The following is a 14,208-nucleotide window of genomic DNA, read 5'->3' on the forward strand; positions in this document are numbered from 1 at the left end:
CCGCCTGAGTAGCATCCCCCGCATGAGCAGGCTCGTCGTCTCCGTCCTCACCTCGCTCGACGGCCGCTTCGAGGGGCCCGGGCACGACCTCTCGGCGCTGCCGTTCGAGGACGCGTTCAACGACCACAACCTCGAGCTGCTGCGCCGCGCGGGCACGCTCGTCTACGGCGGCCGCTGGTTCCGCGACAATTGGGACAGCTGGAGCGCCGTCGCCGCGGACGGGACGGCGGGCGAGCGGAAGCACGAGACCGCGCGGCTGGTCACGTCGCTCGACGCGCTGGTGATCAGCGACTCCCTGGCTCCCGACCCGGAGGCGCCGTGGGCCGCCACCACCCGGATCGTGCCGCGGGAGCAGGGCCCTTCGGAGATCGGACGGCTCAAGCAGGCCGACGGGGGCGACCTGCTGATGTTCGGCAGCGGCACCACCTGGAATCCGCTCCTCGAGCAGGGCCTGGTGGACGAGCTGATCGTCCTCGTCGGCGCCGGACTCGCGGGCGGCGGGACGCCGCTCTACTCCGGGGCGCCGCAGCACGGGCTGCGCCTCCTCGACGCGACTGTTCTGCCGGGCTCGGAGCTGGTGCGGCTCCGCTACGACGCGAGCGGGGTCGGCGGGCGCTGAGCGGAACCTGCCGACGCGCGAGAACGCCGGCGGACCTGCGCCCTTCGAGCCGTCGAGGCGCTCGCCTCCGCCGGGGTGCGCACGACCTCGGCTGAGACAGGGCGGCCTCCCTCAGGAGCCGACGCCCCCTCCCGTCAGCTGACGTCGTGCGCGCGAGGCGCAGGGGCCGCCCCGGACAGCGAGCGGTCGCCCGACGCTGCAGGCCTGCGGAGTGCCCGGGCGCACAGCCGGACCCCCAGAACGACACTCGTCACGCCTCCCGCCAGCAGCCCGGCACACACCGCGGTCCAGATCGTCATGCTCGAACTCGGCACGGCGTGCAGCCCGAAGACGAGCCCCACTCCGCTGCCGACCAGCGCGGCCGCGACCAGTGAGATCGTGAGCGCCGAGCTCTTCTCGGCGCCGGTCCACGACGAGCTCCACAGGACCAGAACGGCGCCGATCGGCCAGCCGATTCCGGGGATCAGCAGCCAGCCGAAGGCGAAGACCAGGGAGGCCGCGACCGCGAACCACCGACGGGCGAGAATTCCCCGCACATTTCCGTGCTGAACTCCGGCCTGGACCTGATCAGACATGCGTCGGAGCCTACGGAGACGGACGAGACCGCGGCACGAACTGGCGCAGGACCCCCGCGCACCGGCACACGGCGCGGCGAGAATCGCGTCTGTGGCGCAGCGAACGCGCCACCGTACTCCGAAGCCTTGGCCGCCTGAGCACACCATCAGTACCTTGTCACGCAATGTTCCACCCGGAACAAGAAACGGAGACACTCATGTCTGGATTCAGATCCAAGCTGATGGCGGGGATCGCCGTCCTCGCACTCGCTCTCACCGGAGCCGCGCCTGCGAGCGCGAGCACGGAAGCCGAGCACTCGGAGGTCGTCATCGCCCGCGAGTTCCTCTCGGAGTACGGCGTTCCCTCCGAGACGCAGGACGACCTGGTCGAGGCGTACCTCGCCGGCGAGGCGTGGGACTCGCTGTCGAGCGCTAACCCGACCGTGAAGGTGGTCGAGGAGAAGCGTCCTGATGGCGATTACACGATCTCCACCTATGAGGACGGATCCGTCAGTGTCGTCCGCATCGGAGGAGAAGGCGCCGACGTGAAGACGCGCGGCATCAGCGAGTGCTCCGTGAGCGGGTCCGCGCGGAACGGCTGCAAGATCGACACCTGGGTCGGACTGGTGAGCATGAGCTTCTACACCTCCTACAACCTGTCGAGCAACACGGTGACCGCCAACCCGTGGGGCCCGGCCTGGACGATCGGGGGAGCCTGTGGCTCGTCGCTCAACTACCTCGGCCGACCGCTCGCCAACCGCGCGCAGATGCTCATCAACGCGCAGATGTGCGGCGTCCCCTACAACACGACCTTCGAGTTGCGCCTGACGGTCTCCGGAGGAGCCGCGACGGTGAGCTGGAGCTGACGAGCAGAGCTCATCCGGCTCACTCCAACGCGCTGTGCGCCCGCCGCGCCCTCACGAAGCGGGCGCACAGTCGCGTCCCGAGAACAAGGCTGGTGCCACCCCCGACCAGCCACGCACCAGCCAGGACCGTCCACGTCGTCATACCGGAACTCGGCATCGCCGACAGCCAGTAGTAGAGCCCGATCGCCCCGCCGACCACCACGGCAGCGACGACGGGGATCACCAGCGCCCTCCTCTTCTGCGAGACGGTCCAGGACGAGCAGAGGAGAATCGCGACGGCGCCGAGGAGCCAGCCGAATCCGGGAATCACCAGCCAGCCGAAGGCGAAGACCAGCGAGGCGACGACGGCGAACCAGGGGCGGTCGAAGATCGACCCGCCGCCCCCAGCGAGCGATCCGCCGGCCGCCTGCGCGATCCGAGAGGGACTTCCCAGTTCAGCAATCCGCTCACGGGCGGCATCGTCGTCGAGGCCGTCCAGCTCTTCGCCGATCCCGCTCCAGATCTCGATCCGGAGGTCGGCGGGCACGCCGGACAATGCGATCCTCAGCTCCTCGAGGTAGCGCGCCGCCGCCGGCGATGTCGTCGTGCTCATGACGTTCCCCTTCCGATCGTCTCGTTCACCTGCCCGACGAAGGACGGCCACTCCGCCCTGAACCGCCCGAGCTCGACCTTCCCCACGTCGGTCAACGAGTAGTACTTCCGAGCCGGACCCTGCGTACTCGGGACGACGACTGCGGTGATCGAGCCTCGGTCCCGCAGCCGACCCAGGAGTGGGTACAGGGTGCCGATGCTCCCGATCACACCGACCTCCTGCAAGCGCGTGGACAGTTCCCACCCGTACATGGGAACGGTGTCGAGCAGCCCCAGGATGCAGAACTCGGCTACGCCCTTTCGAAGCTGTGCCCCGACTCCATCTATCATGCGTGACAGCATACGCGTATGCCCGAAGTGGCGCCATACGACCGCCACGTCGGCGCGGTCGAGCCGGGCCCCGAGCGACTTCGGCACCGAGAGCGCCGCGACACTCCCGCGCAGCCGGCGATCCATCCGGTCGCCCCGACGCGGTCAGTGGCGCAGAGGTTCCGCTCCCCGGCGACGTCCGCCGTGCCGACGGCCGGCAGGGGACGTTCGGACAGCCCACGCCTCAGTCGATGCGCTCTTCCGGTGCGCCGCCGCCCACCCGCCCGATGGACTCCCGGGCGATGAACGTCGCGGCGAGCATCTCCGCGTCCGACTCCGTCCGCCCGCCGAGCAGGCGCAGGATCGTGCGGCCGGCCGCGACTCCCACCTCGTAGATCGGCTGGGACACGACCGACAGGGGCGGATCGATCAGCTCGGCCCACGGGAAGTCGTCGAACATCACGAAGGAGAGGTCGTCCGGGATGCGCAGGCCTCGGGCCCTCGCGGCGCGCAGCAGGTCGAGGGCGATGAGGCTGTCGGAGGCGAGGATCGCGGTGGGCGGCTCGGAGAGCGCGAGGAGATCGTCGAGGACGGCGGCCGCCTCGACGAAGCCTGTCGCGCCGAAGTGGATCAGCTCCCGGTCGGGCGCGATGCCCGCCGAGCTCAGCGCCGCGGAGATGCCGGACAGGCGCTCGGTCACCGAGGACACGCGAAGGGGCTCGCCCGGCGTCCAATCGCCGGGGTCGGCGAGCGCCGTCACGAACGCCACCCGGCGGTGCCCGGCCTCGAGCAGGGCGGCGGTCGCCTGCTCGGCGGCCACGGCGATCTCGACGCCGACCGAGGGGACCGGGAGTTCGTCGATCCGCCGGTCCAGCAGGACCAGGGGACGACCCGTGGCGTGGACGTCGTGCAGGTGCTGCGTGTGGAAGGACGACGCGGGCGAGACGATCATGCCGTCGACGCGCTTGTCCAGGAGCACCCTCACCGCGTCGACCTCGGTGTCGACGTCCTCCGACGTGTTGATGAGGACGACGTCGTAGCCCGCTCCGGCGACGGCGTCGGTGATGCCCCTCATCGCGAGGCCGAAGTAGCCGTTCTCGATGTCGCCGACGATGACGCCGATGGTCTTCGACTTCCCCGTGTTCATGCTCCGGGCGAGCTCGTTCGGCCGGTAGTCGAGGCGCTCGGCGGCGGCCAGCACCCGGTCGCGGACGCTCTCGCTGACGGCGCCGTAGTTGCCCAGCGCGCGCGCCGCCGTGGCCTTCCCGACGCCGGCCTCCCGGGCCACGTCGGCCACGGTCACCTCGCGCCTCCGCTTCGTGATGTCGGTCACGACGCTCCTTCCGATCCGGACTTCTCCTGCTCTTGACACTCGTTCGCAGCGCGGGGTAGCTTCCTCGATACCGCGGTGAGTCCGGTCTCAACCTAGCTGATTGGGACCGGACTCACCTACAGAATCCCTCGATCCTCCGCCCCACCTCCTCATGAATGGACAGCGATGAAGAAGCGCATCATCCCCGCAGCGATCGCCACGCTGGCGGCGGCCCTGCTCACCCTCACGGCCTGCGGCAGCAGCGGAGCAGGCGGCGGAGCGACCTCCGCCGAGAACCCCTACGGCCTCATCACGCCGGGCCAGATCCGCGTCGCCAGCGTCGGCGACATCAAGCCCTACGCGTTCACCGACGCCGAGGGGAAGTTCAGCGGCTTCGACATCGAGCTGTTCACCGACGTCGCCGCCCGCGAGGGCATCACCGACGTGGTCTTCACCGGCCAGGACTTCTCGAGCCTCCTCGCCGCCGTGGCGAACAAGCAGTACGACGTCGGCGTCGCCGCGATCGGCATCACTCCCGACCGCCAGAAGACGGTGGACTTCAGCGACGGCTACCTCGCCGGCTACCTCACGGTGCTGAGCACGAAGGACAGCGGGATCTCCTCCGCCGACGACCTCGGCTCGGGCACCCGCCTCGGCGTCGTGCAGGGCACCCTCCAGGAGACCTACGCGGTGAAGAACTTCCCCGAGGCCGAGCTCGTGCGCTTCCCCGACAACAACGCGGCGATCGCGGCGCTCAACAACGGCACCATCCAGGCGCACTTCCTCGACTACGAGTCGACCAAGGCGTACATCGACCAGTACGACCTCGTCGACGTGGAGGACATCCCGTCCTTCGACGCCCCGGCCGGCTTCGCGGTCGCCAAGGGCAGCGACGCCCTGCGCGAGGCCCTCAACGACGGACTCCACGAGGCCATGGAGGACGGCACCTGGAAGGAGCTGTACCAGAAGTGGTTCCCCGGCTCCCCGATGCCCGAGCAGTACCTCCCGAGCGCCGAGCAGACCAGCTCCCCCACCCCCACCCCGTGACCTGAAGGGGGCGCGCGCGGTCCGCGCCGCGCCCCCTCGACCTTTGAGAGAGCACCATGGACTGGCTCGACACCCTCACTCAGACCTTCCTCGACTTCGACGCGATGGCCGCGGTCTTCCCGCAGCTGCTCGGCACCGGCCTCGTCAACACGCTCGTGATCTCGCTCGCGGCGACGGTCATCGGCATCGTGCTCGGGATGATCCTCGCCGTCATGGGGATCTCCACCTCCCGGTGGCTGCGCATCCCCGCCCGGATCTACACCGACGTGTTCCGCGGCCTCCCCGCGATCCTCACCATCCTGCTGATCGGCCAGGGCTTCGCCCGCTTCAGCCAGCAGATCTTCGGCCCCTCGCCCTACCCCCTCGGCATCCTCGCGCTCAGCCTGATCGCGAGCGCCTACATCGGCGAGATCTTCCGCGCCGGCATCCAGAGCGTCGACCGCGGACAGCTCGAGGCCTGCCGCGCCCTCGGCCTCAGCTACGGGAAGGCGATGCGGCTGGTCGTGGTGCCGCAGGGCATCCGCCGCGTCCTGCCCGCCCTCGTCAACCAGTCGATCGCGATCGTGAAGGACTCGAGCCTCGTCTACTTCCTCGGCCTCCTCGTGAGCGAGCGGGAGCTGTTCCGCGTCGGCCAGGACGCCGCCGTCCTCACCGGCAACCTGTCCCCGCTGGTGATGGCGGGCCTGTTCTACCTCGTGATCACCGTTCCGCTGACCCACCTCGTCAACTACTTCGACAACCGCTTCCGCACCGGCCGCCGCAGGGCCGCCCCGCCGAAGAGCGGTCTCGACGAGGTCGCCGAGGTCTCGCCCACCCCTCTCACCCTCGGGAGCAACACGTGACCTACACCTCGCCCATCCCCCTGGCCGACGGCCACGTCTACGAGGGGTCGCGCCTCGAGCTCGCGGACCTCACGATGGCCTACGGCGACATCGAGGTCCTCCGCGGAGTGAGCCTGACGGTCGAGCCGGGCACGACCACCTGCGTCATCGGGCCCTCCGGCTCGGGCAAGTCGACGATGCTCCGCGGCATCAACCGCCTGCACGAGCCGAAGAGCGGCGACGTGCGGATCGCCGGCGAGAGCGCCCTCGCGGTGAAGCCCGACGTCCTCCGCCGCCGGATCGGTCTGGTCTTCCAGCACTTCAACCTCTTCCCCGACCACACCGCGCTCGAGAACGTCGCGCTGGCGCTGCGCAACGTGAAGCGGATGTCGAAGGCGGAGTCGCTGCGCGTCGCCCACGAGCGCCTCGAGGAGGTCGGACTCGCGGAGCGCACCGACCACCGGCCGCGCGACCTCTCGGGCGGCCAGCAGCAGCGCGTCGCCATCGCCCGGGCCCTCGCCATGGCGCCCGAGGTGATGCTCTTCGACGAGGTCACGAGCGCGCTCGACCCCGAGCTGGTCAAGGGCGTCCTGAACCTCCTGGCCGCGCTCGGGCAGCGCGGGATGACGATGCTCGTGGTCACGCACGAGATGAAGTTCGCCCGCAAGGTCGCCGATCAGGTCGTCTTCATGGACGAGGGCCGGGTCGTCGAGGTCGGCACCCCGGAGCAGATCTTCGACGCACCGCGCAGCGCCCGCCTGCAGCGCTTCCTCTCGGAGGTGCTGTGAGCGCCCGGGAGCCGCTGCGCACCGGCGTGATCGGGTTCGGCACCTCCGGCCGCGTGTTCCACGGTCCGTTCCTCGCCACGTCTCCGCGGTACTCGGTGGAGGCCGTCGTCACCGCCGATCCCGAGCGGGCCGCCGAGGCCCGCCGCCTGCACCCGGGCGCCGAGGTGCTGCCCGACGCGGAGTCCCTGTTCGAGCGCGGCCTCGACCTCGTCGTCATCGGCTCGCCGCCCGGCACCCACGTCGACCTCGCGACCCGGGCGGTCGACGCCGGAGTCGCGGTCGTCGTCGACAAGCCCCTGGCCGCCACCGCCGCGGAGGCGCGGGCGCTCGTCGACCACGCCCGCGCCCAGGACGTCGTGCTGACGGTCTTCCAGAACCGCCGCTGGGACGGCGACTTCCTCACCCTGCGCGCTCTCCTCGACGAGGGCGCCCTGGGCGTGGTGCGTCGGTTCGAGTCCCGCTTCGAGTGGTTCAAGCCCGTCGAGACGAAGACGTGGAAGGCCCGCTCGACAGCGGCCGACGGCGGCGGGATCCTCCTCGACCTCGGCACCCACCTCCTCGACCAGACGCTCCTCCTCTTCGGCGAGGTCGACCACGTGCACGCGGAACTCGCGACGCGGCGGGACGGCGGAGGAGCCGAGGACGACGCGTTCGTCTCGCTCGAGCACCGGAGCGGAGTGGTCTCGCACCTGTGGATGAACGCGATGGCGCCGCTGGTCGGGCCGCGCTTCCACGTCCTCGGCTCCGAGGCCGGCTTCACTTCCTCGGGCCTCGACCCGCAGGAGGGGGCCCTCAAGGCGGGGGGCCTCCCCACCGACGAGGGCTTCGGCGCGGCCTCGACCCCGGCCCTGCTCGGGCGAGACGGGTCGGCGCGCCCGCACCCCCTCCTGGCCGGCCGCTACAGCGACTTCTACTCCCGCCTCGCCGACACACTGCTCGACGGCGCGCCCCTGCCGGTCGATCCCGACGACGCGGTGCGCGTCCTCGAGCTGATCGACCGGATCCGCGCCGCCGCATCGCGCTGACGGCGCCCCCTCTCTCCACTCACCGAACAGGAAGCACAGCCATGCCCAGAACCACCGCCTCCGCTCCCGCCGTCGTCGTGATCGGCGCCGGAGTGCTCGGAGTCTCGACCGCGGCGCAGCTCGCCCGGCGCGGCGCGACCGTCACGCTCGTGACCGAGACGACCGTCTCCTCCGGCGCCAGCGGCCGCTCGCTCTCGTGGCTCAACTCGGCCGGGATCCGCAGCGACGAGTACCACGCGCTCCGCGTCGCCGGGATCGACCGCTACCGGACGCTCCTCGCCCGCAACCCCGACGCCGCGCGGTTCCTGCGCTTCGACGGCGGCCTGACCTGGGCCAAGCCCGGCCGGTCCCACCGCGAGCGCTCCGCCCACGAGAAGGCGGTCGGCTACGACTCCGAGTGGCTCTCCCCCGACGAGATCGCCGAGTGGACCCCCGGGGTCGACCCCTCCTCCGTCGCCGAGGAGGGCGCGATCTTCAATCCCGGAGAGGGCTGGGTCGACCTCCCGCTCCTCACCGCCCACCTGCTCCAGGCCTTCCAGGAGGCGGGCGGCGTGCTGATCGAGAACGCCGGACGCACGACGGTCATCGTCGAGGGCGGTCGAGCCGTCGGAGCCGAGACCGCCTCCGGCGACCGGATCCCCGCCGACGAGGTCGTCCTCGCCACGGGACCCTGGGTGCCGCGCGAGCTCGCGGAGCTCGGGATCCACCTCCCCGAGCAGACACCGATCTCGCTGCTCGTGACGACGAAGCCGATCGAGGTCGAGCTGCGGGCCGTGCTCAACACCCCCCGCGTCGCCGTGCGGCCCACCCCGCACGGGACCCTCGTCCTCGACTCCGGCTGGTCGGAGCGCGAGGTCGTCGTCGACCCCGACGGCACCTGGCACGTGCGCGACGAGACCGTCGCCACTCTCCTCGAGGAGGCGTCGGCCGTGCTCGCGGGCAACCCGCGGCTCGAGCTCGACTCGTTCGGGGCCGGCCCGAAGCCGATCCCGGGCGACGGCGAGCCGGTGCTCGGAGCCGTCGAGGAGATCCCCGGTCTGCATGCCGTCTTCACCCACAGCGGCGCGACGCTCGGGCTCATCGTCGGGGAGCTGATCGCCCTCGAGATCCTCTCCGGCGAGGCGAGCCCGCTGCTGCGGCCGTTCCGCTCGTCGCGGTTCAGCGCGGTGACGGCCTGATGCGCCCGCTCCCGCTCGCCGATCCCCGGGTCGTGGCCGTCGGCGACAACGTCGTCGACTGCTACACCGCGGACGGCGTGATGTACCCCGGCGGCAACTGCGTGAACGTGTCGGTCTACGCCGCTCGCGAGGGCGTCCCGACCGCCTACATCGGCGCCGTGTCCGACGACGCCGCCGGCCGGCTCCTCCGCTCCTCCCTCGCCGCCGAGGGCGTCGACGTGTCGCGCCTGCGCCAGGAGGAGGGCTGGACCGCCTACTGCCGGATCGGCCTGATCGACGGAGACCGCGTCTTCCTCGACTCGGGGAAGGGCGTCTCGCTCTTCACCCCCTCGGCCGACGACCTCGACACGATCGCGGGCTTCGACGCTCTGCACGTCGGCGCCTCGAGCTTCCTCGACGAGCACCTCGGCGCGTTCGCCGAGCGGACGCGCGTGTCGTACGACTTCTCCTCCGAGTTCGACCGGGCGTCCGTCGCCGAGGTCGCGGAGCACTGCTTCCTCGCCTCGTTCTCGGGAGGAGGCCGGAGCGACGCCGAGATCGAGGACCTGCTCGCCGGCGCCCTCGACGCCGGCGCCTCCTGGGCCCTCGTCACACGCGGCGAGCGCGGAGCCGTGCTCTCCGACGGAGTCCGCCGGGCCGTCAGCACCCCGGTCGCCACTCGCGTCGTGGACACCCTCGGCGCCGGCGACTCGTTCATCGCCCGCACGCTCATCGGGCTGCTGCGCGGCGAGGAGCTGGACGACCTCATGGCCGCGGCCTCGATCTCGGCCGCGTTCACCTGCACCGAGCACGGCGCCTTCGGCTACGGAGCGCCGATCGAGATCACCGAGGAGGCCGGCCCGCCCGCGGCCGTCGCCCTCGACCACCAGACCCACCCCCTCGCAGAAGGAGAATTCCGATGACCGACGGCACCTACCTCGGACCGGGCCCCGTCGCCCCCGTCCCCGACGACATCGCCCCCTCGATGGAGCACGCTCTGTCGCTGTGGAGCCGGATCGACGACCACGTCGCCTCCCTCCCCGCGGTCGACCGCGTCTTCCTGGTCGGCGCAGGCGGATCGCTGATGGGCGTCCAGGCCGCTCAGTACCTGCTCGACACGGCCGCGATCACGCCCGCCGCCTCCTACAACTCGGACGAGTTCTTCTTCCGCGCGCCCGCCTCGGTCGGCCCCGGCGCGCTCGTCGTCGTGCTCTCGGGCACCGGCGAGACCCCCGAGACCGTGCGGGCCGGCGAGTGGGCGCAGGAGCGCGGCGCCGCCGTGGTCGGAGTGACCCTCAAGCAGGAGGGACCGCTCGCGCTCGCCCTCGACACCGCCTTCGTCGCGCAGACCGGTCAGGGCACGCAGCTCGTGCTGCAGCTGCTCGCGCTCGCGGTCCTGCGCCGCGACGGGGTGGACGTGACGGATCGGCTCGAGGCGCTGCGCGCCCTGCCGTCCGCGATGGTCGCCACGGTCGCCGCCTTCGAGCCGAGGGCCGAGGAGCTGGCCGCCGCGATGAAGGACGTCCCTGTGACCTACCTCGTCACCTCCGGGTCGCTCATGGGCCCCGGTCAGACCTTCACCACCTGCTACCTGCAGGAGATGCAGTGGATGCACGCCGCGACGATCAACGCGGACGAGTTCTTCCAGGGCCCCTTCGAGGTCTTCGACGGCGAGACGCAGAGCCTCGTCTTCCTCGCCGAGGACGCGACGCGGCCGATGGGCGAGCGCGCCCGGAACTTCCTCGACCAGTACAGCGGGACGACCCACTACGTCGACTCCCGCGACCTCGAGCTGCCCGGCATCGCGGCGCCACAGCGCGCCTTCGTCGCACCGCTCGTGTACTCGACGCTGGTCTCCCGGCTCGCCGCCCACTGGGCCGCGGCCCGGGGCTATGCGCTGGAGGGACGCCGCTACATGTGGCAGTTCGCCTACTGAGCAGCACCGGACCGGGAGGCGGGGGCGACTGCGGTCGTCCCCGCCTCCCGCCCTGCGCTCACCCCGCGACCGTCAGCGACACCTCGACCGCCACGTCCTCCGGCCCCTCCCCCAGCACCGTCTGCCTCACCTCGACCCCGTCGAGCCGGAGGCCGCGGTCTCCGGCGGCGTCGAAGAGCGCGACGATCGCCGGATGCAGGGTCCCCTCGGGCAGTTCCTCCCCGTCGCGGGGGCGCCAGGTGGCGACCAGCTCGGTGCGCGCCGGGAGGATCGCGGCGAGATCGGCGAGGTCGCCCTCCGCCTCCGCCGACGTCGGCCAGCAGCAGACGAGCTCCGCCGAACCCGGCTCGCCCGCCCGGAGCGCCGTCCAGAAACGTCCCGTCGGCCCGAGCCCTGCCGCGTGCACTCGGGTGGCGAGCGCGCCGAAGATCTCGTTCGCCTCGTCGTCGCCCGGCCCGTCGGCCTCGTCCAGGGCGATCGTGAGGACCTGGCCGACGTACGGCTGCGCCGGCATCGTCCGCTCGGCGACCTCGACCGGCACGGCGAGCGCCCGCAGCGCCACCTCGGCGGCCTCGAACGCCCGGTCCTCCTGCTCCCGCTCCGCGAGCACGCGCTCCCTGTGCGCCTGCAGCGCCTCCGCCGCGGTGCCGGCTCGAGTCGCCGCCGCGACCTCGGGCAGCGGCACCCCCGCGCTCCGGAGGGCGCTGATCACGACTCCGGCCCGGACCTGGGCGTCGGCGTACCGGCGGTACGACGACCGCTCGTCGACCTCCGCCGGGACCAGCACGCCCTTCTCGTCGTAGTGCCGGAGCGCCTTCACGCTCAGACCCGTGATGCCTGCGTACTCCCCGATGCCCAACATGCCTCCAGCATCCCGTCTCCCCCGGCGGGAGGGTCAACGGGCAGCGATCGCTCGGCTCACAGCCCCGAGCGGCGACGCCGGCCGGCGACAGCGGGCGGAGGAGGAATTCCCTCACACCCGAGAAGCGACTTCCTGCAGGATCAGCAAGGAGAGGCCGGCTACGGCGAGCAGGACCCCCACGGCGACAGCCACGAGAACCACGATCAGCTTCGCGCGGGAATGGGAGACCTGAGCGCCCCAGAACGAATCGTCCCGAGCCTCAAGAAAAGCGAAGCCTGCTGCCGCGACAGCGACGACCGCGAATCCTCCTGTGGTCAACTCCGTCAGATATCCCCCGACGACTCCGGCTCCCACGGTCACATAGGAGAGGAGATTCGCGACCAGCACCTGAGGCTTGCCGACTCGTCCGACGGCCATGGCGGCGAAGATGACGATCGTGGTCGCGACGGGGAACCACTCGGCGCCGATCGCACTCCCGTAGGCGAGCGCGAAGAGGACGATCCCGACCACCGAGAAGACGGCCGCGATCGCGAAGACCACGGGCTTGGGCAATGGCGCGACCAGGTTCATCGGACTCCCTCTCTCACGCGGCACGACGTCTCGTGCACGTCTCCTGGTGAGAGTAGGGGCGGCCGCCTCGGTCGGGAGACTTCAGGAGGCTGCCGAGGCGCACTGCCGAGCCGCTCGGGGAGAGCGGACTCCGGAAAAGCTCTGCCCGATCAGTCGGTGACCCACCGTTCCGTTCGCGGGTGGCCCGCGCCGGAACGCCCCCGCCTCAGCCCGCGCGCCTCACCGCGAGCTCACCAGCCCTCGGGCCCCGCGCTCCCCGCCTCGTACTCGTCCAGCGGAGCGTCGCCCGCGGCCCAGGCGGAGAGCACCGGAGTGATGATGCGCCAGCACTGCTCGGCCACGTCGCCCGGGACCGAGAGCAGGGTGTCGCCCTGCAGGATCCCGGCGAGGACCTGCGCGTAGGGGTCGAGCGTGGCCGCGCCGGGCTGCGCCGTCAGGGTGGTGCGCTCGAGATCGGTCAGCTCGTCGGCGCTGTTCACGACCAGGTCGAGGCTGACGTCGCCGCCCTTGAGGCCGATCCGGAGGACCGTCCCGGCGTCGCCCTCGGCCGCCTGCAGGCCGCGCGGGGGCGTGGCGGCGCGGAAGTGGATCGCCACCTCGCGGCGCGGGTCGCCGATCGCCTTGCCGGAGCGGAGGACGAAGGGGACGCCCGCCCAGCGCGGAGTGTCGACCTGGAGCAGCAGCTGCGCGAGGGTCTCGGTGCCGGTCTCGGGGTCGACGTCGGGCTCGTCGACGTAGGAGGGGAAGAAGCGGCCGTCGACGCGGCCCTCGGTGTAGCGGGCTCGGCGGGCGGAGGAGGGGTCGTCGCGCCAGAGCCGCACGGCGCCGAGCACCTCGGCCATGCGCGCGTGGACCTCGTCGGGCGCGACCTCGTCGGGGCGCTCCATCGTGGTCAGCGCGAGCACCATCAGGAGGTGGCTCTGCAGCATGTCGCGCAGCGCGCCGGTCTTCTCGTAGAAGGCCGCGCGGCCCTCGATGCCGAGCGTCTCGTCGTAGACGATCTCGACCTTCTCGATCCACTCGGCGCTCCAGCTCGCCTCGAGCAGGCTGTTGCCGAAGCGCAGACCCAGCATCCCCAGCACGGTCGCGTTGCCGAGGAAGTGGTCGATGCGCCAGAGGCGGCTCTCGGGGAGGACCTTCGCGAACGCCGCGTTGAGGGCGATCGCGTCGTCGAGGTCCTCGCCGAACGGCTTCTCGATGGCGACGACCAGTTCCTCGGGGAGGTCGAGCTGGGCGAGCGAGGCGGCGACCTTGTGCCCCATCGCCGGCGGCAGGGCGACGTAGAGCACCGGGGTCGACGGGCAGGCGTCGAGGAGGGCCTTCAGCTGCTCCGGGTCGGAGGCGTCGGTGGCGACGAAGCGCGCCCGTGAGGCGAGCGCCTCGACCGTGTGCGCGGCGACTCCGGCCGCCTCGAGGCTGCGGCGGACGAGGCCCTGCCACTCCTCGTCGGTCTGGGGCGTGCGCGCCGCCCCGATCAGCGTGAGCTCGAGGTCGCGCGCGAGCTCGGCCACCCGGCCCAGGCCCGGCAGCAGCAGCCGCTCGGTGAGGTCGCCGCCCGCTCCGAGGATCGCGATGCTCCGCCGCTCGCTCCCCAGTGCCGCGGCCTCGGGGATTCCGATCTGCTCCGTCATGGTGTCTCCCTCGTAGCCGTCATGAGTCAGCGGCCACAGTACGCGCCGGGCCCTGGCGCGAGGCCGGGAGCCGGGAGGGGTTGAGGAAGCGGGCGCGGAGTGGCAGGGCGGCGATGTCGG

At 71.7% G+C, this 14,208-nt stretch carries 16 protein-coding genes; 9 read left to right on the top strand and 7 right to left on the bottom strand.

Annotated features, from left to right (window positions below; translation table 11 throughout):
• Positions 1-22: 22 nt before the first annotated feature.
• A complete protein-coding gene (locus tag C5C49_RS06155) occupies positions 23-619 on the top strand; it encodes a dihydrofolate reductase family protein (protein ID WP_104345703.1) in 597 nt (198 codons plus the stop codon).
• Between the two features lie 134 nt (positions 620-753).
• Here C5C49_RS06155 and C5C49_RS06160 read toward each other — a convergent pair whose 3' ends face one another.
• Positions 754-1,194, bottom strand: a complete 441-nt coding sequence (locus C5C49_RS06160; protein WP_146084858.1) for a hypothetical protein — start codon at positions 1,192-1,194, stop codon at positions 754-756.
• A 197-nt stretch (positions 1,195-1,391) separates the two neighbouring features.
• Here C5C49_RS06160 and C5C49_RS06165 point away from each other — a divergent pair, with 197 nt between their 5' ends.
• A complete protein-coding gene (locus C5C49_RS06165) occupies positions 1,392-2,039 on the top strand; it encodes a hypothetical protein (protein WP_146076483.1) in 648 nt (215 codons plus the stop codon).
• A gap of 19 nt (positions 2,040-2,058) precedes the next feature.
• On the opposite strand, the gene C5C49_RS06170 is transcribed toward C5C49_RS06165, so the two are convergent.
• The 3 genes from C5C49_RS06170 to C5C49_RS06180 all read right to left on the bottom strand — a co-directional run bounded on the left by C5C49_RS06170 (position 2,059) and on the right by C5C49_RS06180 (position 4,272).
• On the bottom strand, positions 2,059-2,631 hold the full coding sequence (locus C5C49_RS06170; RefSeq protein ID WP_104345705.1) for a hypothetical protein: 573 nt from the start codon (positions 2,629-2,631) through the stop codon (positions 2,059-2,061).
• Positions 2,628-2,960, bottom strand: a complete 333-nt coding sequence (locus C5C49_RS06175; RefSeq protein WP_104223999.1) for a PadR family transcriptional regulator — start codon at positions 2,958-2,960, stop codon at positions 2,628-2,630. Before C5C49_RS06175 ends, C5C49_RS06170 begins: the two co-directional genes overlap by 4 nt.
• 223 nt (positions 2,961-3,183) lie before the next feature.
• Positions 3,184-4,272, bottom strand: coding sequence for a LacI family DNA-binding transcriptional regulator (locus C5C49_RS06180; RefSeq protein ID WP_104345706.1), 1,089 nt, complete (start codon positions 4,270-4,272; stop codon positions 3,184-3,186).
• Positions 4,273-4,437: 165 nt separating this feature from the next.
• Between C5C49_RS06180 and C5C49_RS06185 the strand changes: the two genes are divergently transcribed.
• From C5C49_RS06185 to C5C49_RS06215, 7 genes are read left to right on the top strand one after another with little or no spacing between them, the layout of a single operon-like run.
• The gene (locus C5C49_RS06185) at positions 4,438-5,298 is read left to right on the top strand and encodes an ABC transporter substrate-binding protein (protein WP_104315287.1); all 861 of its coding nucleotides are present in this window, start codon (positions 4,438-4,440) and stop codon (positions 5,296-5,298) included.
• Positions 5,299-5,354: 56 nt separating this feature from the next.
• Positions 5,355-6,140 (top strand): amino acid ABC transporter permease, encoded by a 786-nt coding sequence (locus C5C49_RS06190; protein ID WP_104345707.1) that lies wholly within the window; start codon positions 5,355-5,357, stop codon positions 6,138-6,140.
• Positions 6,137-6,907 carry an amino acid ABC transporter ATP-binding protein gene (locus C5C49_RS06195; RefSeq protein WP_104315289.1) on the top strand — a complete coding sequence of 257 codons (771 nt, stop codon included), beginning with the start codon at positions 6,137-6,139 and terminating at the stop codon, positions 6,905-6,907. The genes C5C49_RS06190 and C5C49_RS06195 overlap by 4 nt, the downstream gene beginning before the upstream one ends.
• Entirely contained in the window at positions 6,904-7,932 is a 1,029-nt protein-coding gene (locus C5C49_RS06200; protein ID WP_104345708.1) for a Gfo/Idh/MocA family oxidoreductase, read from the top strand. The genes C5C49_RS06195 and C5C49_RS06200 overlap by 4 nt, the downstream gene beginning before the upstream one ends.
• Positions 7,933-7,973: 41 nt before the next feature.
• Positions 7,974-9,110, top strand: coding sequence for an FAD-binding oxidoreductase (locus C5C49_RS06205; RefSeq protein ID WP_104345709.1), 1,137 nt, complete (start codon positions 7,974-7,976; stop codon positions 9,108-9,110).
• Positions 9,110-10,012 carry a PfkB family carbohydrate kinase gene (locus tag C5C49_RS06210; protein WP_104345710.1) on the top strand — a complete coding sequence of 301 codons (903 nt, stop codon included), beginning with the start codon at positions 9,110-9,112 and terminating at the stop codon, positions 10,010-10,012. Before C5C49_RS06205 ends, C5C49_RS06210 begins: the two co-directional genes overlap by 1 nt.
• The gene (locus C5C49_RS06215) at positions 10,009-11,025 is read left to right on the top strand and encodes an SIS domain-containing protein (protein WP_104345711.1); all 1,017 of its coding nucleotides are present in this window, start codon (positions 10,009-10,011) and stop codon (positions 11,023-11,025) included. Before C5C49_RS06210 ends, C5C49_RS06215 begins: the two co-directional genes overlap by 4 nt.
• Before the next feature lie 58 nt (positions 11,026-11,083).
• On the opposite strand, the gene C5C49_RS06220 is transcribed toward C5C49_RS06215, so the two are convergent.
• From C5C49_RS06220 to C5C49_RS06230, 3 genes are all read right to left on the bottom strand, one after another.
• Positions 11,084-11,887, bottom strand: a complete 804-nt coding sequence (locus tag C5C49_RS06220; RefSeq protein WP_104345712.1) for a MerR family transcriptional regulator — start codon at positions 11,885-11,887, stop codon at positions 11,084-11,086.
• A 111-nt stretch (positions 11,888-11,998) separates the two neighbouring features.
• Complete coding sequence (locus C5C49_RS06225; RefSeq protein ID WP_104282823.1) at positions 11,999-12,457, bottom strand: hypothetical protein; 459 nt, start codon at positions 12,455-12,457, stop codon at positions 11,999-12,001.
• Positions 12,458-12,687: 230 nt separating this feature from the next.
• Positions 12,688-14,088, bottom strand: coding sequence for a glucose-6-phosphate dehydrogenase (locus C5C49_RS06230; RefSeq protein ID WP_104345713.1), 1,401 nt, complete (start codon positions 14,086-14,088; stop codon positions 12,688-12,690).
• Positions 14,089-14,208 lie beyond the last annotated feature (120 nt).

This window comes from Rathayibacter sp. AY1E2 (assembly GCF_002932325.1).
Taxonomy (GTDB): Bacteria; Actinomycetota; Actinomycetes; order Actinomycetales; family Microbacteriaceae; genus Rathayibacter.